At 49.6% G+C, this 22,545-nt stretch carries 21 protein-coding genes and 1 pseudogene; 5 read left to right on the top strand and 17 right to left on the bottom strand.

Annotation, left to right across the window (positions count from 1 at the left end; all coding sequences use genetic code 11):
* Positions 1 to 34 precede the first annotated feature (34 nt).
* The 7 genes from EDM54_RS07790 to EDM54_RS07760 form a co-directional block, all read right to left on the bottom strand.
* On the bottom strand, positions 35 to 1,810 hold the full coding sequence (locus EDM54_RS07790; protein ID WP_232425961.1) for an ABC transporter ATP-binding protein: 1,776 nt from the start codon (positions 1,808 to 1,810) through the stop codon (positions 35 to 37).
* 177 nt (positions 1,811 to 1,987) lie between these two features.
* On the bottom strand, positions 1,988 to 2,527 hold the full coding sequence (locus EDM54_RS07785) for a GNAT family N-acetyltransferase (protein ID WP_003392834.1): 540 nt from the start codon (positions 2,525 to 2,527) through the stop codon (positions 1,988 to 1,990).
* 223 nt (positions 2,528 to 2,750) lie between these two features.
* Complete coding sequence (locus tag EDM54_RS07780; protein WP_003392836.1) at positions 2,751 to 4,181, bottom strand: amino acid permease; 1,431 nt, start codon at positions 4,179 to 4,181, stop codon at positions 2,751 to 2,753.
* A gap of 192 nt (positions 4,182 to 4,373) precedes the next feature.
* The gene (locus tag EDM54_RS07775) at positions 4,374 to 4,562 is read right to left on the bottom strand and encodes a 4-oxalocrotonate tautomerase (protein ID WP_003392838.1); all 189 of its coding nucleotides are present in this window, start codon (positions 4,560 to 4,562) and stop codon (positions 4,374 to 4,376) included.
* Positions 4,563 to 4,587: 25 nt separating this feature from the next.
* The gene (locus EDM54_RS07770) at positions 4,588 to 5,769 is read right to left on the bottom strand and encodes a M20 family metallopeptidase (protein WP_003392840.1); all 1,182 of its coding nucleotides are present in this window, start codon (positions 5,767 to 5,769) and stop codon (positions 4,588 to 4,590) included.
* A gap of 369 nt (positions 5,770 to 6,138) precedes the next feature.
* Positions 6,139 to 6,651, bottom strand: coding sequence for a DinB family protein (locus tag EDM54_RS07765; RefSeq protein WP_003392842.1), 513 nt, complete (start codon positions 6,649 to 6,651; stop codon positions 6,139 to 6,141).
* A gap of 107 nt (positions 6,652 to 6,758) precedes the next feature.
* Positions 6,759 to 7,931, bottom strand: coding sequence for an MFS transporter (locus EDM54_RS07760; protein WP_122958025.1), 1,173 nt, complete (start codon positions 7,929 to 7,931; stop codon positions 6,759 to 6,761).
* 20 nt (positions 7,932 to 7,951) lie between these two features.
* On the opposite strand from EDM54_RS07760, the pseudogene EDM54_RS27330 reads away from it, so the two are divergent.
* Positions 7,952 to 8,100, top strand: a pseudogene (locus EDM54_RS27330) (MFS transporter); the annotation flags it as partial.
* 254 nt (positions 8,101 to 8,354) lie between these two features.
* Here EDM54_RS27330 and EDM54_RS07755 read toward each other — a convergent pair.
* Positions 8,355 to 9,275, bottom strand: coding sequence for a DMT family transporter (locus tag EDM54_RS07755; RefSeq protein WP_024984223.1), 921 nt, complete (start codon positions 9,273 to 9,275; stop codon positions 8,355 to 8,357).
* Positions 9,276 to 9,488: 213 nt separating this feature from the next.
* Between EDM54_RS07755 and EDM54_RS07750 the strand changes: the two genes are divergently transcribed.
* Positions 9,489 to 10,871: an aminotransferase-like domain-containing protein gene (locus EDM54_RS07750; protein WP_122958024.1), complete on the top strand. Its 1,383-nt coding sequence runs from the start codon at positions 9,489 to 9,491 to the stop codon at positions 10,869 to 10,871.
* Positions 10,872 to 11,312: 441 nt separating this feature from the next.
* Complete coding sequence (locus EDM54_RS07745) at positions 11,313 to 12,434, top strand: GNAT family N-acetyltransferase (RefSeq protein ID WP_122958023.1); 1,122 nt, start codon at positions 11,313 to 11,315, stop codon at positions 12,432 to 12,434.
* Between the two features lie 149 nt (positions 12,435 to 12,583).
* Here the strand turns inward: EDM54_RS07745 and EDM54_RS07740 are convergent, their stop codons facing one another.
* Together EDM54_RS07740 and EDM54_RS07735 are read right to left on the bottom strand one after the other, a co-directional pair.
* Positions 12,584 to 13,219: a C39 family peptidase gene (locus tag EDM54_RS07740; RefSeq protein WP_122958022.1), complete on the bottom strand. Its 636-nt coding sequence runs from the start codon at positions 13,217 to 13,219 to the stop codon at positions 12,584 to 12,586.
* The gene (locus tag EDM54_RS07735) at positions 13,206 to 13,778 is read right to left on the bottom strand and encodes a GNAT family N-acetyltransferase (RefSeq protein ID WP_003392852.1); all 573 of its coding nucleotides are present in this window, start codon (positions 13,776 to 13,778) and stop codon (positions 13,206 to 13,208) included. The genes EDM54_RS07740 and EDM54_RS07735 overlap by 14 nt, the downstream gene beginning before the upstream one ends.
* A 131-nt stretch (positions 13,779 to 13,909) precedes the next feature.
* Here EDM54_RS07735 and EDM54_RS26405 point away from each other — a divergent pair, with 131 nt between their 5' ends.
* On the top strand, positions 13,910 to 14,065 hold the full coding sequence (locus EDM54_RS26405) for a hypothetical protein (RefSeq protein ID WP_003392854.1): 156 nt from the start codon (positions 13,910 to 13,912) through the stop codon (positions 14,063 to 14,065).
* 333 nt (positions 14,066 to 14,398) lie between these two features.
* Here the strand turns inward: EDM54_RS26405 and cyoE are convergent, their stop codons facing one another.
* Complete coding sequence (gene cyoE / locus EDM54_RS07730) at positions 14,399 to 15,343, bottom strand: heme o synthase (protein WP_003392856.1); 945 nt, start codon at positions 15,341 to 15,343, stop codon at positions 14,399 to 14,401.
* A gap of 273 nt (positions 15,344 to 15,616) precedes the next feature.
* Here cyoE and EDM54_RS07725 point away from each other — a divergent pair, with 273 nt between their 5' ends.
* Positions 15,617 to 16,231 (top strand): TetR/AcrR family transcriptional regulator, encoded by a 615-nt coding sequence (locus tag EDM54_RS07725; RefSeq protein WP_003392858.1) that lies wholly within the window; start codon positions 15,617 to 15,619, stop codon positions 16,229 to 16,231.
* A gap of 54 nt (positions 16,232 to 16,285) precedes the next feature.
* Here EDM54_RS07725 and EDM54_RS07720 read toward each other — a convergent pair whose 3' ends face one another.
* The 6 genes from EDM54_RS07720 to EDM54_RS07695 all read right to left on the bottom strand — a co-directional run bounded on the left by EDM54_RS07720 (position 16,286) and on the right by EDM54_RS07695 (position 22,473).
* Complete coding sequence (locus tag EDM54_RS07720; protein WP_081924473.1) at positions 16,286 to 16,603, bottom strand: HAD family hydrolase; 318 nt, start codon at positions 16,601 to 16,603, stop codon at positions 16,286 to 16,288.
* 34 nt (positions 16,604 to 16,637) lie between these two features.
* Complete coding sequence (locus EDM54_RS07715) at positions 16,638 to 17,390, bottom strand: metallophosphoesterase family protein (protein WP_039071344.1); 753 nt, start codon at positions 17,388 to 17,390, stop codon at positions 16,638 to 16,640.
* 92 nt (positions 17,391 to 17,482) lie between these two features.
* Complete coding sequence (locus tag EDM54_RS07710; protein WP_039071345.1) at positions 17,483 to 18,133, bottom strand: YczE/YyaS/YitT family protein; 651 nt, start codon at positions 18,131 to 18,133, stop codon at positions 17,483 to 17,485.
* Between the two features lie 489 nt (positions 18,134 to 18,622).
* On the bottom strand, positions 18,623 to 20,593 hold the full coding sequence (locus tag EDM54_RS07705) for an ABC transporter permease (RefSeq protein ID WP_311135372.1): 1,971 nt from the start codon (positions 20,591 to 20,593) through the stop codon (positions 18,623 to 18,625).
* Positions 20,594 to 20,688: 95 nt separating this feature from the next.
* Positions 20,689 to 21,447, bottom strand: a complete 759-nt coding sequence (locus tag EDM54_RS07700; RefSeq protein WP_024984229.1) for an ABC transporter ATP-binding protein — start codon at positions 21,445 to 21,447, stop codon at positions 20,689 to 20,691.
* Between the two features lie 96 nt (positions 21,448 to 21,543).
* Positions 21,544 to 22,473: a sensor histidine kinase gene (locus tag EDM54_RS07695; protein ID WP_221175477.1), complete on the bottom strand. Its 930-nt coding sequence runs from the start codon at positions 22,471 to 22,473 to the stop codon at positions 21,544 to 21,546.
* Positions 22,474 to 22,545 lie beyond the last annotated feature (72 nt).

Genomic DNA, 22,545 nt, shown 5'->3' with positions numbered 1-22,545 from the left:
TTGCAGAGCCAACCCAAACCTTTTTGCCGTTTTCTTACTGGTATACCGCGCCAAACTGAGCCTGGTGCAGCCGGTGGTAAATGCCGCCCGCAGCGATCAGCTCCTGGTGCCGTCCCTGCTCAGCAACACCGTCTTCATTGACCACGACGATTCGGTCCGCATTTTTGATCGTCGTCAAACGGTGCGCCACGACGAGGGTCGTACGCCCCTGGGACAGCTCGGAAAGCGACTGCTGGATCGCCAGCTCCGTCTCTGTATCCAGCGCCGAGGTGGCTTCATCCAAAATAAGGATCGGCGGATTTTTCAAAAACATGCGGGCGATGGCCAAACGCTGTTTTTGTCCGCCGGAAAGCTTCACGCCCCGCTCTCCGATCACAGTATCCATCCCTTCCGGCAGGTTCCGGATCACGTCATCCAGACGGGCTCGTCTCGCTGCTTCCCAAATCTCGTCCATACTGGCATCGAGCTTGCCGTACGCGATATTTTCCCGAATCGTCCCCGAGAACAGGAATACATCCTGCTGAACAATCCCGATCTGCTTTCTGAGCGAAGCTAAAGTCATCTTGCGGATATCGATTCCGTCGATGGTAATGCTGCCTTCATTCACCTCGTAGAACCGCGGCAAAAGACTGCAGATCGTCGTCTTACCCGCACCCGATGGCCCGACGAAAGCAACGGTTTCTCCGGCGCGAATGGACAGGTCGATGTTTCGCAAAATGCTCCTGCCCTCTTCGTACCCGAATGTCACCCCGTTGTAGCGAATATCCCCCTTCAGGTTTGCCACTTCAATCGCATCGGGCGCATCTGCCACATCCGGTTCTGTGTCGAGAATCTCTACATAGCGTTTAAACCCGGCGATTCCCTTCGGATAGCTCTCAATCACCGCGTTGATTTTCTCGATCGGGCGGAAAAAGACATTGGTCAACAGCAGGAACCCGACAAACTCTCCATACGACAGCTCGCCTCTGATCACAAACCACGTACCGCAGATCATGACAAACAGGGAGATGAGACGCATCATCATGTAGCTGATCGACAAGCTTTTGGCCATGATTTTGTATGCGAGCAGCTTTGTCTGGCGGAACTGCTGATTATTGACGGCAAACAGCTCTTTTTCGTAGGCTTCATTGGCAAATGCCTGAACCACGCGAATGCCGCTGACATTGTCCTCCACCCTCGCGTTGAACTCACCCACATCGCCAAACAAACGGCGGTATGTCTTGGTCATTTTTTTGCTGTAAACAGTCGCAACGACAGCCATCAGTGGAACGACCAGGAACGTTAAAATCGCCAGCTCCAGATGAATGTATGCCATCAGTCCGAATGAGCCGATCAGTGTCATGACCGCGATGAAAATATCTTCGGGTCCGTGGTGGGCAATTTCCCCGATCTCGTTCAAATCATTTGTGATCCGGCCGATCAAATGCCCTTTTTTGTTGTTGTCGAAAAAACGAAACGACAGCTTCTGGAGATGCTCAAACAGCTTTCTTCGCATATCTGTCTCGATGTTGACCCCGAGCATATGTCCCCAATAGGTGACGATATACTGGAGGACCGTGTTCAGCGCATAGATGGCAAGCAGGCCCAAACATGCCAAAAGAATCAGCGACCAGTCTTTGCCGGGCAAGAGCTTGTCGACGAACTGATTGACAGCCAGCGGAAAGCCAAGCTCAAGCAAGCCGGCGATCACCGCACACGAGAAGTCCAACAAAAAAAGTCCTTTATAGGGACGGTAATAAGAGAAAAAGCGCTTGATCAATTCGGGATCACTTCCTTCCTGCTTCGTTACCTTTGCGATACATGCTATCATACCAATCTTCCCAAAATTTGAAAATGGAGTTCTCGGCTGACAGTTTTGAAAAGGGGAGCGATTGGCTTCTGGTCAGTGCCACGGCAAAAAGGCTGCCGAATCATCGGCAACCCGCTTTCCTCTGTTTTATCTCTCTATACGTTTTATTCGCGTATTCAGTTATGTTCAGTCCCGTATTTATTGCTTCAAATCCAATACTTCATCCGGATCGGCCACGTCTCGCCCGTAATATCGCTTGGCACGGAAGTTGTGGATTTCCTGGCAAGCCTTCGCCATTTTTTCCAAAATGACCTCTTGCGGCTCGTCCTGATCCGGACTCCAGTAGTAAATCTTCATCTCGTACGTCTCGCCGCTGTCATCCTCCCGGCGGTACTGGATCCGGTCCGCCTTTACAAACCCGTTTTTCCGATAAAAGTTGACCCGTTTCCACGTGTCCTCGTCTTCCCGGTCGATCGGCTCCACTTCGAGGATGATCGTCTTTCCTTTTTCTTTCAGCCGGTTGAGCAGCTTGGTTCCGATCCCTTTCCCTCTCGTCTCCGGGTTGATCAGCAGGTAATCGATGAAGAGAAAGGTCGGAAATTCCGCATACAACAGCAGATAGTCCTCTGTCTCTTCCTTGTGGTAAACATCCTTGTCCTCGATCAGAGCCTGCAGCTGGCGCGGGTCCTTCATCTCCTGCTCAGGAAAATATTCGCTTAAACGCTCGTACCATTCCATGACGACTCCCCCACATTCGATCACTCTAACTATCTGTCATAGCATTTCCATGAAGAAACGATTCCACTCGCTTTGGAGAGAACCTTCTGCAATATAAAAGCCGCTTGCTGTGAGGTAGACAATCCAAAAAAGAGGACGCTCCATAGCGGATTCGCCCCCCTTCATGGCACGCAGCGCTGGATGGCACGCAGCGCTGGATGGCTCTAGCGTATCCGGGCAACTGCTACGACGAGATCTCTTTGTCTATTGGATCTGTCGGTTGCTGAAAGGCTGTCGGATTGGCCTTCTTCCAAATAAAGTAACAAATCGTGATCAGGATCAGCCACGGAAAACCGAGCCTCAGCGTGTCCTTAAACTCCGGCTGAAACCAGGTCGACAAGACGACAGACGCAAGCAAAACGGCTCCCAGGACACTCAAATACGGATAGCCGATCATCCTCACGGGCAGCTTTCGCCCCCCCATTTGCTCCCATTTCCGGCGGAAGAACAGGTGCGTCACGAATACCATGAACCAGGCGAACATCGCACCGAAGCTGGAAAGCGAGATCATGACGGCAAAGGAGCTGTCCGGCACCACCATGCCTACGATCGTCGCAATTGCAATCCCGATCGTAGACAAAGCAAGCGCCTTTACCGGAACGCCTTTTTTGCTCAGTTCGCCCAATTTTTTCGGGGCAAAGCCTCCACGGGACAGCGAGAATACCATCCGGGTCGAGATATACAGCTGGCTGTTCATTGCCGAGAGAGCTGCCGTCAGGACGACGAAGTTCATAATTCCTGCTGCGCCCGGAATGTGGATGAGCTCGAACACCTTTACAAATGGGCTCCGATCGCTTCCCGTCTCGTTCCAGGGCACGATCATCAGCATCAGGGCAAGCGTCAGGATGTAGAAGAGCACCAGCCGGACAACAGCTGATTTTAATGCGATGGGTACGGCCTTCTCCGGTTCCTTTGCTTCCCCGGCGCTGACCGCGATCATTTCGATGCTGAGGTAGCTGAACAGCGAGATGAAAATGGCAATCCACATGCCCCAGAATCCATTGGGGAAAAACCCGCCGTTGGCCGTGAGATTCTGGATGCCCATTTCCGGATGGCTGCTGCTCCCGAATACGACAAAGGCTCCCAATACGATAAACAGGATAATAGCCGTTACTTTAATCATAGAGAACCAGTATTCAACAGTACCGAACAAATTGACACTGGTTGCGTTTACATAAATGAGGACGGCGGAGAAAATCAAAATCCAGACAACTCCCGGCACAGCGGGAAACCAGTATTTCATGTAGACGGACATCGCTGATACCTCGGTTCCGACCGCACACACCAGGCTGAACCAGTACGAATACCGGACTGTAAAGCCAGCCCACGGGTTGATATACCGCTCGGCGTGTGCTCCGAATGAGCCTGTGGTGGGATGAGCGACCGTCATTTCAGCCAGGCAGCCCATCAATAGCAGAGCAATGACTGCGCCGATCAGATAGCTGACGATGACACCGGGACCGGCGAAGCCGATTGCCATCCCGCTTCCGAGAAAGAGCCCGGTTCCGATCGCTCCGCCGATGGCAATCATCGTGAGCTGGCGGGTCGTCAACCCGCGCTGCAGCCCTTTCTCCCGCTCCATAATATCTTGAAAATGAACGTTCTTCTCCGACATCGCAGCTCCCCCTTTTTCCAAACGCTAGGCAACCACACTGCACGTATTTCCGAACTTTTCGCGAAATTCATTGCACATGATCTTCCGGGCGTAGAGCTCTTCGGCAAAGCATTTGGTCACGGGTAACGTTGAATTCGCGATAAGGCCCTCCTTTCATCTTTTCATGCTTCGTTTGCAGCATCTAATGTGAACTCAAGATTGCTTCTCTTTGGTGACGCCGCCAACACCCCAGTGCGTGGGCGGAACTTCGGACACAATTACGCGCACCTGTTCAGGTCTGACCTCCAGGCTTTCGACGACAGCTTCGGTGACACTCGCGATCAATCGGGCGATTTGCTGTTTGTCTCTTCCTTCCAATACCTGAATCTGTACTATTGGCATGAATCCACCTCCTATTCGGCAGTTGTCAGGAAGCAAGGCACAGTCTCTCAACGAGCCGGGCAAATATGCCGACCCCTACGGCCAAGGCATCCTCATCAATCGTAAAGCGCGGATGATGATGGGGAAAAGTGATGCCCTTCTCTTTGTTGCCTGCCCCGATCAAGAGAAAGCAGCCGGGGGTTTTCTGCTGGAATGAAGAAAAGTCTTCCGCTGCCATAACCGGTGCCATCCGTTCGATCGCATTTTCTCCGCAATACTCTCGTACAGCAGCTTCTGCCTGCCTGGTCACCTCCTCATCGTTTATGACTGCCCGGTATCCAAAATCGTAGCGGAATTCATAAGAAGCGCCGTGGGCTTCCGCGATCCCTTTTACGATACGCTCCATCAGCGGAGGGACTTGTTCGCGAAACTCAGGCTGAAAATACCGCACCGTCCCCAAAATTTCGACCGTGCCGGGGATGACATGAAAAGCCGTTCCAGCCTGAAACTTCGTAATCGACAGAACCAGCGTTTCCAACGGATCGGTATTGCGGGAAACGATCTGCTGGAGGTTGCTGACGACTTGGGCGGCAACCGCGATACTGTCAACGGACAGATGGGGCATTGCAGCGTGGCCGCCTTTTCCATGAATCCTGATCGTAAAAGAATCGCCAGCGGCCATAGCCGGACCGTAGAGAATACCAATTTTGCCGTATTCCAAAGGGGACCATAGATGGGCGCCGACGATCATGTCTACTCCGTCCAGCACTCCTGCACGAACCATCTCTTCTGCCCCGCCCGGCGGCGACTCTTCCGCGTGCTGAAAGAGAAAACGGACCTCACCGTTCAGCCAGCTTTTGCTTCCGGACAGTATTTTGGCCGTGCCCAGCAGCATTGCCGTATGGCCGTCATGACCGCAGGCATGCATGACGCCAGGATTTTGCGAGACAAAATCAAACGTGTTTTCCTCCGCAATCGGCAGGGCATCCATATCGGCCCGAATGGCGATGACCGGTCCCGGCCGTGCTCCGCGCAAACGGGCCATTACGCTTGTTTGGGTCGGCCTGGACAGTTCCAATCCTCCAAATGAGGTGAGTGTGTCGCAGACGAACTGGGCTGTTTTTTCCTCCTGGTAGGACAGCTCTGGATACCGGTGCAAATACCTGCGCCATTCGATGACCTCCATCTGAATCTCGTCGACCAGCCTGCGTAGCTGCTCTGCTGCCATTCAGGCACCTCCCCTCTCCGCGAGTTTTTTGTCAGTTGGAAAAGAAGAATATCAATCGATAGCGACGTTTTTTGTACGACAGTATCGAGCAGCATTTGTTCTTGTTCCGTTGGCTAGGATTTTATTATAAGCTTCCTCAAAAGCACGTACAACACACTATTCAGAATATTCTAACCCAAAATTTGTATGCTCATTTCCAGAAAAGCAAACGGTCAACCGGTACAATCCGGTCGACCTTCAAAGGAATTGCATTACATTTTTCTGTTGGCCGCTTCCTCCCCAAATGCCGGAAGTGGCAAACACGCCGGAGCTTGTCATATGCACCAGTCAAACGCAGCCGTCTAAACGCTGCCGCCAAACTCGATCAACCTATTCGTCCTGCTTCGCGTACCAAAAAAGCGCAAATTCTGTCATGACCGAGGCGTGGCCGATTTGCCGCAGCATGGCGGAAATATTGCCGCGATGATACGTGCCATGGTTTACGACCTGCAAAACAATTTCGGCATAGCTCGTTTTCCGGAACCCTGCATATGGATTGTCAAGCTCGATCGTCTGGTCCATGTTGTCCTGCCTGCTGAAAAATGCTTTGTACCGCTCCGACAAGTCTGAAAACAACGCGTCCAGCTCCTCGATGCTTTTGGCTTCCGCCTGTTCTATCAGCTGATTGGCAGATGCCAGCGCTTCATTCATGCTTTTGCCGGAAAGAATGTCATACCAACAGTGATCGACCATATAAATATGGGACATTACTTTTGAAACGGAAGGAAAGACGCTTTGCATCTCCATCGTGTATACGTCTTGGGGCAGTTGTTTTAAGTGATTGAAAATGGTTTGATTTGCCCATACATGGTAGTCGTACATATTGAATACAAGCTTTTCCATAATAGTTCCTCCCTTTTTCGGAAACCCATCGTCTGCATCAGTATGTAGCCATCATAAAACAGCTTCCCTGACATCGGCGGTCAGGGAAGTTTTGATCATCTATATTTTTAATTTTGAGCCGGCTTTGCATCATTTCTCCCGCTCAGTGAAACACAAGCGAGGGCGGCAACCAATCCGAGCCCTACAATCAAGCTCGCCAGCCACGGATTGTAAAGGACGGTTGAAGCCGCATTGACCATGACTCCCCCTGCTCCCGCTCCAGCCGCCAATCCCAAATGAATGATCGATGTTTGCAAGGAAAGTACAAGATTCGCTGACTGAGGAGCCTGCTGAATAAAGAACGTTTGAATCGCAGGAGCGGTCGTAAACATGGCAAGCACGATGACGGCTATCAGGAGGCAACCGATTGCCGGCAATGAGGAAAACAGAGGCAAGAGCGCCAATGATACCACATGAACAGCCAATCCGATCAAAATCATCCGAACAACTCCCCACTTGTCGACGACAAATCCGCCCAATTGCGACCCGATCACGCCAAATATGCCAAACACGAGCATCAGCATACCGACCGTAGAGAGCTTCATCTGCAAAATGGACTGCAAAAACGGCGTCAAATACGTAAACATGACGGAATTTCCCGATTCCCTGAAAAAAGTCAGGAACAAACCGCTTACGATGACGAGATTCCCCAGTACCTTAAACTGGTCTTTGAACGAAACGGGAGCGTCTCCCTCAATCTTGGGGAACCTGCGGAAAATGACAACCATGACAAGCAGACTGAAGAGGCCCAATATGAGAAAAATGGCTTGCCAGCCAAGCCAGCCGGCAATGGCTATCCCGATCGGCACTCCCAATACCATCGCACTGCTGAACCCAAGGATGACCGTTCCAATCGCGCCGCCCATTTTATCGGCAGGCACCAGTTTTGCGACAGAGCCGAGTGCGACGACAAGATATACGCCCGAGCTTGCACCCAGGATCATTCGAGATACCATCAGGGTCGCATACTGGGCGCTAGCAAACGAGACGAGACACCCGAGGATAAACACAGCAAGTGAACCAACCAGAACCTGTTTGCGCTCCATACGGGACGTAAACGACACAATGATCGGGGTTCCAATCGCAAACGCGAGCGAATAAGCGGTGATCAGCTGCCCCGCCAGAGCGGTGGATATATGCAATTCTTCGGCGATGACATTCAGGATTCCGGATACCACCAGTTCAGAAGTCGCTGTGAAAAAAACGCCGAATGCAAGAAGGTAAACATACAGTTTCTTCATCATTGTTATTCCTTTCTGACCTATTCACGGGCTTTTGGTCGATGATCCTGTTTCGGGCGCTGGCAGGGATTTCTGCCGCTTTCGTCACCCCGCAGGTCTGGGCGGCTATCCCCGCGCTTGTTCCCCTCAAAACATCATGAAGGCGATGGGAATTGCCACAGCAGGTTTACAGCGATATGCTTCGCCCTTTCGCTGCTCTTGTGGGCAAGCAGCGGTGTACTGAGGTCCGTTGCAGCAAAAGAAAACGCGGCCTGAAAATAGAACAGACACATAGGCTAGGTATCATGCCGCTCACAAAAAGCGGCTGATAACAAGCAATGCACCGGGGCTTCCGCGATTTGGTCTTCGTTTTACCAGGGTTTTGCCCGGGTTTTGCCCGGTTTCTGTTTGAACCAATCGCACAAGCCCCGCTCCCTCTGCCGACTATTTCATCGATTTGGAATGTGATGTGGCCTGAACCTTTCTCACGGGCGCATTCTTCCCTACCATTACGGAAAGCACGACAATGACAGAGGTTGCTATCGTGAAAAGCGTGATCGATTCGTTCAACAAAAGAGCGGAGAACAGAATCATCAAAAAGGGCTGCAAATACTGCATCTGGCTCACCCGCGAAATTCCCCCCATGGCAAGGCCGCTATACCACGCTACGTATGCCAAAAACTGACTGACGACGGCAAGGTAGATAAAACTGATCCAGGCTTTCAGGGGGGCATGCAGTATTTCCCCTGTGACGTTCATCAGGACAGGGACGACGATAAACGGAACCGCAATGACTAGTGCCCAGGCTATTACCTGCCAAGCGCCCAAGTCCCGTGCCAGCAGCCCTCCCTCGGCATAGCTGAAGGCGAGGAGGATGACTGCCGCAAGCAGCGCGAAATCCGCATACTGCAATTGGCCGAATCCGAGGTGGAAGGCGTACGCGATAACCGCCAGAAAGCCTACCACACTGGCCACCCAATACTTGAAGGAAGGAAGCTCTCTTGCGCGAAGCATGGCGCAGCCTGCAGTAGCCAATGGCAACAAGGCGACGACTACGGCTCCGTGAGAAGCAGGCAATCTCTCCATCGCCCAGGATGTGAGTAAAGGAAAGCCCAGGACAGCACCGAGAGCGACGACAATCAGTCCTTTAAACTGTTTGGCAGACGGAAGCTTCTCCCTCCGAATCAATAAGACAATCGCAACCAGGACCGAAGCGATCACCGTTCTTCCCAGCCCGACAACAGTGGGGCCGAAATATTCGACCGCTATTCGCGTGGTCGGAAGCGTTAAACTAAAGCAAAACACCCCGATTACACCGAGCAACAACCCTAGCCGTTCTTTCTTTTCCTGTTTTTCTCCCAGCATGACAATCCCCCACTTTTTGCTCGCAGCCGGGGGTCAGGCATCTGTCCCCCGTTTGCCCAAGCTGCAAGCGAAATAAATGAACTGTACCACTCCAAATTTTTATACATTGCTTCCAAAGACATGTCAGAATAATTACACTATAGGGGAGACAGACAGCGATTGAAATCGCGCTTTTCCTCATCTGTCCTGGTACAGAATCGGGAGGTTTACCTTGTGGCCGCAAAATACGAGATGATTATGAGCGTAATCAAGCAGCAGGTGGCAAACGGAACAATCGGTCCCGGAAGCAAGCTTCCCTCGGTCCGCATGCTGGCCGACCGATTTTCCTGCAGCAAAAATACCGTCATTCAGGCTTACAGCGAGTTGGAAAAAGAGCATCTGGTGTATTCCGTTCCGAAAAGCGGGTACTATGTGGTGAACGAATACCGCTCGCCGCATGATGAGCTTGCAAACAAAAAGGTTGATTTTTATTCCGCCGGTCCGGACAGGGAAGCGATGCCTTACATTGAGTTTCAGCATTGCATCAACCAGGCCATCGACATTTACAAAGAAGAGCTGTTCAGTTATTCCGATCGCCAAGGCTTTTATTCCCTGCGCCTCCAGCTCATCAAATACTTGCAAAATCTGCAGGTGTTTACAGACCCGGAGAGGCTTTTCATCACGTCGGGAGCGCAGCAGGCTCTCCATCTGCTGGTGTCTATGCCATTTCCCAACGGCAAAAGGAATATCCTTATGGAACAGCCAACCTACTTCGGGTTTATCGAGGCAGTGGAGCTTCAGAGCGCCACGGCATTGGGCATCGAACGGACAATGAAAGGACTTGATCTCGACCGTTTGGAATATATGTTCCGAAACAATGACATCAAATTTTTTTATACCGTCCCGCGGTTTCACAATCCGCTTGGTCACAGCTATACAAATGAAGAGAAAAAACAGATTGTGAAGCTGGCGCAAAAATACGATGTGTACATCGTTGAGGATGATTTTCTGGGCGATCTTGATCCGAACCCCAGGCATGACCCCATGTTCTCCTACGATCCTTCCGGGCGAGTGATCTATCTCAAAAGCTTTTCGAAAATCATGCTGCCCGGACTAAGACTTGCCGCCGTCGTCCTGCCCAAGCTCATGATCCACACATTTTCGCGCCATAAATTCAGTGCAGATTTCAACAGCTCCGCACTTTCTCAAGGAGCCTTGGAAATTTATTTGAAGAGCGGCATGTTCCAGGGACACATCAAAAGAATAAAAAAGCTTTATCAACGAAAGATGAAGCTGCTTCAAGAAGCCTGCGACATCCACTTGCCCCCCGGCGCTTCCATCTCCAGGCCGACTTCCGGTTTTTATCTGGCCGTCTCTCTCCCTGAACATGTGAAGGCCGGGCGGATGGCCGATTTGCTGCTCCGGGCAAATGTCTACGTCGATGACGCGGTGCGCATGTTTTTGCCTGAATATCGCCAGGAAAATATGCTGCGCCTCTGCATCTCCCAGGTGAGCGAGGAGCAGATTGGCCGCGGGGTCGAACAAATCGCCCGGTGCATTGTCTTTCTTCAAGGGAAAAAGGATCATTTTCATTCCAGACCATCTTTGCTGCTGTAAGCCTGAAGCTGTACCCTTTTTTGGAAAATACAGGTTGTATCTGCAATCCATTTGCGTTATTCTAATGGCATCTCGCTTTTGAAGGGAATGATTGGCATGAAACGCCGGGCTTATTTTCCTTATGGAATGATGATGAACTAAATAGTGCAGATGGTGCTTCCTCTGCAGTTTTATAAGGATATCGCTGCTCATGGCTCCTATAAAAAGGGGGTTTATTTGCTTTGCAGATAAACCCGGCAACAATAGGCCGATAGAGACCGCAGGCGTTGTCTGCGGTCTTTTTGCGCCCAAAAACAGGCGTACGCAGAGATTACGGAACGAAAAGGCCGCGATTTTATCAAAATCCGGGCGATGCGCAAGCAAGGCAGTTGCCGTCATGGAACAGCGTTTTAGCCGTTATGCGATTTTATGCTTTTCCCAAACAAAAGGAGGTTTTGCTTCATGGAGCTGCAAAGCAAAAACTATACAAAGGCCCTGGACATTTTTCAGGATTGCAAGAACCACTTGTGTATTCACGGAGTGATCCGTGGCCTCATACCCGGCCGAATTTTTATGGCGGATGATTCTGCTACGGCCATGGTGGCAAGCACAGAAGGAATATATCTGGGCGGCAATCCCGATAATGATCTGTTTTTACGGGAGATGAACAGCCTGTTACGCCATGAGATTTTTCCCAAGCTTGACACCGACGATGTGCTGGACTATGTCGTCTATTACCCGCAAAGCCCGCTGTGGGAAGCGAAAATGGATATCGTGATGAAAGATCTGTACGCGATGAAAAGCGGCAGAATGACCTTTTCTCACGATCTGGGCAACACGGATGCACCGCTTGCCGACGGTGTCATCCCTGTGGATCAAAAGCTGCTGGCACGCGAGGATTGCATCGGTGTGGACGACGTTTTGGAGGAAATCTCGAACCAATGGCCTTCGCTGGAGGCATTTCTAGACAAAGGTTTCGGATGCGTCGGCATTGAGGAAACAGAGCGAGGACCGGTCATTGTCAGCTGGTGCCTGACAGATTGGGTGGTCGGCAGCGAGTGCGAGCTGGGCGTTGAAACCGCAGAAGGCTACCGGGAAAAAGGCTGGGCCAAAAAGACAGCCGCAGGCGCTCTCGCACTGGCCCGGAAACGGGGCCTCACACGAGCAGGCTGGCAGTGCTGGTCCAGCAATGCAGCCTCTCGACGAACGGCCCTTTCTGTCGGATTCAAGCCGCTTGCCGAATACCCGGTCCTGTTCGGGTGGACGAATCCGCTGAACAATTTTCTCGTAAACGGCAATTATTACATGCAAGGAGACGGGACTGTGGGCACTCAAAAGGATTATGCCCGCGCCGCATGGAGCTACGCCCAGGCCCTTGACAAAGGCTGGGACTGGGACGGCATGGCCTCGCTGTATTGGAATGCGGCCTGCCTGTTCTACCGGATCGGCGAGAAGGAGCGCGCCAAGCATTATTACCGGATCGCTGTGGAGAAAGGCTGGGACGGTACCGAGTGCCAGACCGCCGCAGACTATGTGTACTCCGAAGCGGATTCCGCGGCCATAGCTCTGGAATTGGCGAAATAAAAACGCAGGCGACCGACGCATTGGCGCCGGAGAGCAAATCCCGGACTGTCCCTCCGTATGAATTTTGCAGTAAACAAGTTTAGCTGAAACAAACAAAAAATGGATAGAGTTTCAGGCATCAACTGAAGCTCTATCCATTTCTATTACCTTTATTGCGAAGGCTTGATCAATACCCCCCGCCCGGCGTAAAAACGGGCGAAGACCTCGAGGCTTAACCGGACATTTTCCTGACTGGCGGGCGTGTCCCCGGATGGATTGTGAAAAACGACCTCCCGGGTTTGAGCATTGCCGCCAAATACATACACCAGATGCCCGCCTTGCCGGGGCGGCGTCACCTCAGGCGTGCGGATACTCGGGTGGACAGAAGCAAAGAAGACTTGGCCTTGATCGAGCAATTCGCCGATCTCTTCAATCGGTGTATGCTCCTTGACCTCGGCTGCAAGCCCGAATTTGTCCGCGACAAAGGAAACAAAGGGACGGTAGAACAAGCCTTTGATCGTCCCGTCCCCGTTCTCGACATACCCTCCGTATTCCCGGCATTGTTTCATTAACTCGATGGTTGGAATGATTTGCTTTTGCCGATGGGCGAGCAGCATTTTCAGGCAGGCCATGCCGCAGATGTGAGCGCTCCAGGTCGCATATTCCTCCCGGTTGGAGGCGCCGGACAGATGCCACAGGGGGTCATCGGCAGGAAGCATGCGCCCGGACAAAAAATCCGGCACCAGCTCCCGAGATTCCCATTGCGAAAAATAAGGCACTACAGCCATATTCTCATTCCTTTCCATGGCGATTTGTTCGCTCCCGATCAAAATGAAGGTACCAGTACAGCGCAGTCTCGCCGCTGCTTTCGGGAATGCCTTTATACACAAAAAAATCAAAGCCGCCTATGACAAAGCCGCAGCTCTCGTAAAATTTGCATGCGTTTACATTGTTGCTTTGCGTCTCCAGCATGATGCCGGCCATTCCGCCCGCCTTCGCCCAAAGCACGGCCTGCTCGATTAATTTGCGGCCGATACCAAACCTTCTGCAGCTTTTGTCTACTTTGATGTCTTCTATATAAGCGAAATGGTTCCAATTCCGCTTCAACACAATCAGGCCCGCGACTTTATCGTCTGCCAGTGCGACATAGATGATTTGATCGGGATTGCCGATGTATTCGGAATAGTCCACGTCTTCCTCTTCCAAATAGCTTTTCTGATAAGCAGGCACTTCTCTGACTGTATACCCGATTCGCCCATCGGTTACGGATAGGACAAGCTCGGAATCAACGAGGAAGCTGCCATCGATGCTATCCACGCGGTAATCTCCGTGAGCGTCCTTCAGTTCCGCTATTTTTATATTCATTGTCTTCCTCCCGTACTTAACTGGCCCCCACAAGAAGACCGACAATCCAGCTACTCTCCCTTTGTTCTAAATGGACAGCCTTGCTTTGGATATACTAAGTCCAAATTCATTGTCCATACATGAAAGGAGGATTGTTCCCCATCGACACACACCGCGAGGACCATTTGCCCGATTTTAAACAGTTGACCGACCGCGTGATCGCCCCGCCTCCCCAAGGTCCAATCATTGGCATTCGGACCAATCTGGACAAAGAATCCGAGGATGCGGGAAAAGAAGCGCCGAAATAGGCGATCCAGCCTCTTGTACGAAAGGCTACAGGCACAAGCCGCCCAGCTTTGGTACGACGGCTTGTGCCGAACCATCAAGGGCGCGGATTTGGCCTGGGGGAATCAGCCACTCTTTTGCATCCCCTCTGGCATGTTGCTCGCGCAGCCGCTGCCTTCCATAGTTGCAGTCCGCCAGGGAATACTTACTATTTGTCCATTCTGCTGCCTAAGTCCTTCTCTTTATATCGGGCAGCTCAATTTTTATCCGGGAATAGAAAAAGACAGCCCCTTTTCAGAGCCTGCCTTTGCCATTGCGAATACCCGCCAACATATGAATTTGTCGGACTGGTATGCTTACAATTCCAGAAAGACGCCCACCAGCGAATAGAGAATCACGGTAGAAAACAAGACGGTCATGTGCAGCAGTGAAAACAGGAACAGCGATTTTGCCCACTTCTCCGGGTCCATTTTTTTATAGCCATACACACTTAAAATCAGCCATGCGACACTCAACAAAAGAGCCACCAGCATCAGTCCGAGGCTAAGCGAGCCAAGCAGAAAGCTGGTCGCGATCAATACGACCAAATACACATTCGTTTGGATATAGGTTCTGCGGACGCCCTTGACTACAGGCAGCATGGGAACCTTCGCTGCCTTGTACTCATCGTGCTTGCGGATCGCGATTGCATAGAAATGGGGCATTTGCCAAATTACCATGATCACAAAGAGGCCCAGGATCGCCGGATGCGTGATATCCGGATGAATCGCTGCCCACCCGATGAGCGGAGGAGCTGCTCCAGAGATGCTTCCCACCTCTGTATTGTAGATCGTCCTTCGTTTCGTCCACATCGTATAAGGGACGACATAAAAAAACAGTCCCAAAAACCCCAGCAATGCCGCAAGCGGAGTAGTCCATGCGAGAGCCGCCAGTCCCAGGATCGTCATGACAATCCCCAGCCACAATACCGTCTTCGGCTCTATTTCCCCTGTTACAGTAGGTCTGTTTTTGGTCCTCTCCATCACAGAGTCAATGTCGCGGTCATACAGGTTATTAAAAGCCCCCGCCGCCCCCATTACCAGACTCGAACCGACGAAAGCCAAGATGATTTCCGGAAGCTTTTCAAACGGGCTGATCTTGTACGTATATAAGGCCAATGTCAATCCCGCAAACATCGGAATCAAATTCGACTTGATAATCCCCGTCTTCACGGTTTGCGCCAAAATCTTTGACAATGTCTGTTTCGGAGCCGTTGAGAGGGCTTGTTGTATGTTCGTATCGATTTTTTCGTCCTTTTGCATTTTCCCTATCTTCCTTTTCTAATCTACCCGAAATGTGACCAGCTCTTTTTACTCCTACCTAGTATATCAATTTATCATTCATTATGTTGCGAGTTCAAACAATTGGCACACACCAGTACCTGCCAAATGGGAAATGACTATCCCGAAAGACGCTGCAAATAACGATTTAAAGTAGAAAAATACAGATGTTTCCTTATATACTCATTGGAATTTACATACTAATCGGTATATTAATAGTATATGGGACGGCAGTCAAGAAAGGAAGGACGAGCGGTGACGAGACGACGATTGACCCAAGAGGAGCGCAAGCAGGAAACACGGCAATTGCTTCTGGAATCGGCAGCGAAGACTTTTGCCCAGCTCGGTTTTCACGGGGCCTCTGTCGATAAAATCGCGGAGTTTGCCGGGTTTAGCAAAGGAGCCGTTTACGCCCATTTTCAGTCCAAGGAAGAGCTGTTTCTTGCTATATTGGAACAGCAAATGAAATTGCATGTGCACACTATCCATAAAATTATTAGCCAACAGCCTTCACTTGAGCATTTTCATGAGACGATGAACCGCTATTTCCATTCAGCCAGACAGCAAACCCGGACCTGGAGCATGCTGAACATGGAATTTCTTTTATATGCGATGCGAGAGGAATCGGTTCGCCAGAAGTGGTCGAGCATGATCTTGGAATCGGCAGAACAACTCTCAAAGACAATCGAGGAAATGATGGCAAAGGAGCATTGCGAGGCGTCTTTATCTGCGGAAGAAATGGCGTGGACTCTATTGTCGCTGGAAAATGGCATGGCTATCTTTTCTTCTATTGTGGAAAACGCCGCTCCTCCCGATTTATTTGGAAAAGCGCTGCAAAGCATGCTCCAGCCCCCTCGTCAGGAAGAATAGGTTTCCCCTGATGGGAGGGGGCAGCATGTCAAATGCAGGGTTGGGCGTTTGTGATCATCTATACGGAAATAAGGGGTGAACATGATCGTGCCATACAATATGGATTAGCTCCCCCAAATCGTCAATGACAGCATCCGCCTCTGCTACAGTTTCAAACTGTTCATTTCTCTTCCAAACCGCCTTCATTCCGACAGCCCGGCTGGCTCTGACATCGTTCTCCGGATGATCCCCTACAAATAGAGCATCTTCTGCCGGAACGCCAAGCTTTGCAAGCGCCCGAAGAAAAATCGCCGGGTCTGGCTTTTGCAGCCCTTCCCATTCCGATATCAATGCCTTATCGAAAAAATGCTCAATGTGCAGCGCCGGACACACCCCTTTGCGCTTTCATGCCTCGCTAAAAAAGCGGCTATCCAGACATACGCTCAAACACTTCCATTGCTTGAGCAGCCGTGGGGACCTGGACGACATTCTCCTCTGCGAACTCATGGGCTTGTGGATCGTCACTTCTTCTAATTTCGCTTGCGGCCGCTTCTACGTCGTAAGCCGTCCGCCGAAACTCGCATCCGTTCGGGCCAAGCAGCAGCCAATAGGCACCGGGCTGGTCGGCATAGGGCATACCCACGCTTCCTGCATTGATGACGCGAGTTTTTCCGGCAAGCAGTTCAAACTGAATATGCGTGTGCCCGCAAACAACCGTTCCTTGCTCAACTCCCTGAAAGATAGCGTCCAGCCTTTCCTGCTGCGTGAGCGGTGTAAAAATCACCTCGTCGCTATGCGGGGTCGCATGACAGAACAATACCTCCCCAATCCCTTCGATATATTGGACAAACAGTTGCGGCATCTGCGACAAAAAATCGCGCTGAGCGCGTGTCAACTGTTTGGCGACCCATTCCGTCTTTTCACGCCCCTTCGCTGACATTCCGGGACGAAGCGGCTCACCGTCAAAAGCCATGACGACTTCGCGATCACAGTTGCCACGTATGAAGCGGACCTTTGTTTCCAGCCGGAAAAGACGCTCGAGCGTCTGTGCAGGCATTGGCCCAGAGACGATATCTCCCCCAATGACAAGCAAGTCCGGTTTCACGTCTTCAAGCTCATCCAACACAGCGTGTAGGGCTGGCAAATTGCCATGGATGTCATAAAGTGCTGCCACTTTCATCGTACATCTCTCCTTTCGACCATCAAACCGTATTTTTAAAAAAACCACCACGGAAACGAAATGCTTGCGTGGTGGTTTTGCTTTGTGCCAGGTTAAACCGCTGTTTTCTTTGGCGCTCTTCCGTACGGGACGGCCATCATTCGCTCCCACATCGGGATAAACTGCTTGATCAACGGCCCGATCGCTACTGCCGTCACCAGTGTACCGATCGAAACCGGCCCTCCCAAGAGAAAGCCCACGAGCGCAACTGTACATTCGATCCCGACCCTGACTTTGCCGATCCCCCAGCCCATTCGTTCATGCAGCGCCAGCATAAAGCTGTCGCGGGGTCCGGCCCCGATTCGCGGCGAAATGTACATCCCTGTTCCGAACGTATAGATCAGAAGCCCGCCCGCGAACAAGACGACGCGCTCCGTCAAGGTTTCTCCGGTAGGAATCCATTCCAGCCACAAGAATAAGTCAATGAACAGCCCGAAGAAAAACATGTTTAAAAACATGCCCACGTTTGGCCTGATCTTTCCGATTACGTAAGACGCGAGTATGATGAGCGCTCCAACGATTTGCGACCAACTGCCGATGGTCAGTCCAAATGTCTTTTGCAATCCAATGTGCAATGTATCCCACGGAGCCACACCGAGTTTCGCTTCGATCATCATCCCGATTCCAAAGCCCATCACAGCCAGGCCCAGCATGAAAACGGCATACTGAACCGTTACCGGGCTTGAAAAAAACTTCTTTATCATGATTGGTTCCCCCTGTTGTGTTGGGGTGGTCAGCCCCTATTTTCGGTTGTCCTCTTCAGGACGCATAAGGGGGAGATTGTGCGAATGCCATCCATTGTCCGAAGACGGGCATCACGTGTGTATCCATAAGCTTCACCTTCTTTCTGCAAAATTGAATATTCGGACTACTTGACCGAGTAAATGACCCTACAGGAGGAACCGGCTTCAAGCTCACGCCATCTTGCATCTTATGATAATTTCTCAGGATTTATTTCTCTTTCCCTCTCCCGTTGAACGAAAGGACTTGCTTATTCTCTCTTTTCTACCATTCTCGTTTCCACTTGTCTATAGGAAAAAGGCAGTCCCATACCAAATCATGGTGATGTAAGGAACCCCTCTTGGCTATTTGGGAACAGGAAGAGTGCAGATAAGCAAGAGACTCTTTCAACTTTCATTCACGCTGGAAAGTTGAAAGAGCCTTCTTCAGGCAGCCAGAACGGCAGAATTTGACTAGTCGTTTAGACTGGAAAGATACTTTCTCTTTAACCCGAAGTAAAAAAGAACCTGCAAGAAAAGGTACACGGCCACCACATACAACGCCTGCAGCATCGTATAATGGATTTTTGAGTAGTTGGTATTCACCAATGCGATATAGTACAAAGCCATAGCAACACCAAAGATGGCTGGTACCGAAAAGATCAATTTCAACTGTTTCGTCAGATTTTGCGTCATCTCGCGGTTGGTGATCCCGATTTTTCTCAGTATCGTGATTCTCTGCGTTTCTTCCGCAATATCTGTAACAATTTTATAGAACAGCACAATACTTGAGGAGATCAGGAGCAACGCTCCCAAAAACGCCATGGAGAAGTAAAAGACGCCATTTATTTGTACATCTATTTCTACTTTCTCGGCCTTGGAGAAAGGGCGATATGCTTCCAGCAAGGTCCTTTCGTTTTTCGGTCCACCCAAAAAGGTTTTGTCCTTCCAGATGGACTCATCAGCGTGATTCGCTTCCCGCAAAGTGCGGAGCATCTCAGCAAATATCTTGTTTTTATCACCGCTGGCGAGGTTGATCAAATGATACTTGGAAGTATCGGGATAGCCGCTCTTTCTGCGGATCATTTCATAGTCTGCATCATCGACTACATAGATGTGATACGTTGAATACGCATTGGTATACTCTAAATTTGCAAACTGAGCCATATCACTTTGAATCCGATCTTTCGAGACGGTAAATACATCGGCAGGGTCGACCTGACGAAAGAAGTCTGAAGAGCTCATTGTTATATTCGCCTCATCGAATGATGTGCCTGGGCTTTGCACGCTTTTTTTATTCATCAAAAACATGACATCTTCAGCAGGTTTCGTTTGAATCTCTCCGCCATCAAGAAATACATCCAGCATGCTGCCTTGTTTTACGTCCTTGTTTGCAGCCATATGCTTGTTGTAATTCCTTTCGCTAACAAGGACACCGTTGAAATACGTACGCTCACCCGTTTTCACTTTGCCATCCTTCATTTTGTAAATCGGTAAGGAAAGATACTCCAAGACCGCATATTTCTCGATCTTTCCGCCGCTATCTTCAATGACTTCCCGCATCTCATCTGGCGAAACATGATTGTATATACCATCTTCAACGAACATGAAGTCATACGGTCTCTCCAAATCATTGAATGTAACGGTATTTTTATGGATCGTGTAACCGACTCCGATCAGAAAAACACCCAGTGACACCATGAGGGAAACCACGTAAAGAATCGTCCGGTAGGATAAAAAACGGTGTGCAAGATTAGACAGAACCAGCAAGTTGTTATTGTACACCCTCGGAAATTTACGAATGAACAATTGGCATGTGCTGATCAATGTACCGAAAATGAAGAATGGACTAGCTAATACCACTATTGCACAAAGCGCAAGCATCGCCTTGCTACCATCAAAGATTTCATCCGTGTAAATTTTCGGCAATAGGTACAAGGCTAGTCCAAATAACAGGATAGATACCAAGCCGACGAAGGGATTGGCAGTGGCTACTTCTTTTTTCGAGCTGGATTGAATGACTTCAATGATGGACAGTTTGGTCAAATATCTCTCTGTAAAAAATGTGCTGATGATATAAATCGGCAAAAAGACACCGATCGTCAGCAAAAAAGAATCAAAGCCGATGCTGTATTCGATAGTTTTCAGCAATTTGCCCAGAATCAGGTAAAACATCCTCGAAAAAAGCAATCCTGCCGTAATTCCGGTTAGCAATGAGATGGAGATAATGATGATATTTTCTCGTCGCGTCATCTTTTTGAGGTCTCTGGCAGTCATCCCCAATGTCAAATAGACGCCAAATTCTTTTCCTCGGAATTTTACAAAATACGTTTGCGTGTAGGAGATAAAAACGATACAGAACAGCACGATCGCCACAAACGAAAAATTGAACACACTTTTCGTGTTGTCCGGGATGCTGTCGTTAAAAAACAAGGTTCCATACATAAATAGAACAGCGACAATAAAACTGTTTACGAGATAAAAGGAGATATAACGGGCGAGGTTGTACTTCAAATTTTTATATACAATCGCGGAAAACGTCATTGGAGCTCTCCCCCAATCATGCTTTCAGCTTCCAGGATGCGGTCAAAAAATTCCTTTCTGTCGCCACTCGATGCGATTTCCATCTTGATCGCTCCATCTTTGATAAAAATGATTCTTTTGCAAAAAGACGCAGCAAAGGGGTCATGACTGACCATGAAAACCGTGCTGTTTCTTTCTTCATTGATCTTTTTCAGCGTATTCATAATATTTTTGGAGGATTTTGAATCGAGATTTCCCGTCGGTTCATCGGCGAATACGATGGCGGGGTCATTGATCAACGCTCTGGCTACAGCTGCTCTTTGCTTTTGTCCACCCGATATATGATAAGGATAATTATTTTGGATATGCTCGATTTCGAAAAATGCTGCAAGCTCCTGAACTTTTCCGTTAATTGTTGCCGGGTCGATCTTGTCCAGTATCAAGGGAAGGGAGATGTTTTCCGAGATCGTCAGGCTGTCCAGCAAGTTAAAGTCCTGAAATACGTAGCCTACACTGTGCCTCCGAAAAAGCGCCATTTCCTCCTTCGACAGGTTTGTGATGTTTTTGTCCTCGATAAAGATTTCTCCCGACGTGCATTGATCGATACCAGACAGCAAATTCAGCAAAGTGGTTTTGCCGCTACCGCTCGGCCCCATAATGCCAACAAAATCGCCTCTCCTCACACTGAGGTTTATTCCATGCAAAGCCGTAACTTCTTTGGCTCCTTTAAACGAGTTGTACACTTTTGACAGGTCATTTACTTTTAATACTTCCATCAGAAAGAAAACCTCCAATACGCAACGTTTGTTCTGTTCTAAGCAGAAGTTTATAGGAGGAATGGATAACAAAATATCGATTTTGCTCTCAAAGTCTTACAGTTTTGAAAGAAAACCGATGTCGACCGTCGTTCCTTTATTCTTTTGTGATTGAATGTGAATGTGATGTCCCAATCGATCCGAAATAAGCTTGACCATATAAAGCCCGATTCCTGTGGCATTTCTGTCCCGTCTCCCGCCATCTCCCGTAAAAAATGGATCAAATACGCGATGGAGATCCTTTTCGTCAATCCCAATCCCCTCATCAATAATCGATAGAATCACCTTGTCCCGTTCTTTTCTTGCGCGAATCATGATTGATTCGCTCCGCTCTGCTATGGAATACTTGATGGCGTTTGACAGGACTTGCTCAAGCATATACTGTGCCCATTTTTTATCGGTCAAGATTTCAAATTCTTCCGGTATATCCACAATCGGTTCGATTCCTTTATACCTGATTTCTCTTCTTCTTTCGTTCAAGGCTTGATAGACGAGTTGCTTCAACGGCATGCGCTGAGCGATAAAATCCCTGGAAAACTCTTCGATTCTAAGCAAGTTCAGAGCTTCCTCCAGGTTCTTTTTCAATCCTTCATTCTCTTCCTTGATGTCTTCCAAATACTCATCATTTTCTCTTTCCGCAAGTCCGATTTCACAAGCCAGGTGGATGACGGAAACCGATGTTTTCATGTTGTGGATCCATTGTGAAAACAAGGCATTTTTATTGTTCTGTTTGACTTTGTTATCATAAAGCCTTGCGTTATAGTGACGATGGAGTTTGGAGAGCGTCTGAAAAACAAGCTTGTCTTTGTGATTCGAGACATGCTTGGCGTAGTCCGGACTCTTCCCTCCGTCCTCGATCTCGCTTACAAATTGATGATATTTGTATACTTCGTAGCCTACATAAAGAATGAGCAGAGTACTGCTCAACAGGATCGGATATACATACTCCGCGCTATCCAGCAAAAGCATATAAAATAAAATGATCAAGAACGTATTCATCGTGTACACGAAGATCGTCACTTTCTTGTCCTGGATCACTTGGGTCTGTCAAGATTTTTG

The organism is Brevibacillus borstelensis, assembly GCF_003710865.1.
In the GTDB taxonomy this organism is placed as follows: domain Bacteria; phylum Bacillota; class Bacilli; order Brevibacillales; family Brevibacillaceae; genus Brevibacillus; species Brevibacillus borstelensis.
Note: the sequence above shows the minus strand (reverse complement) of the source record. Positions and strands in the feature narration are given on the sequence as shown.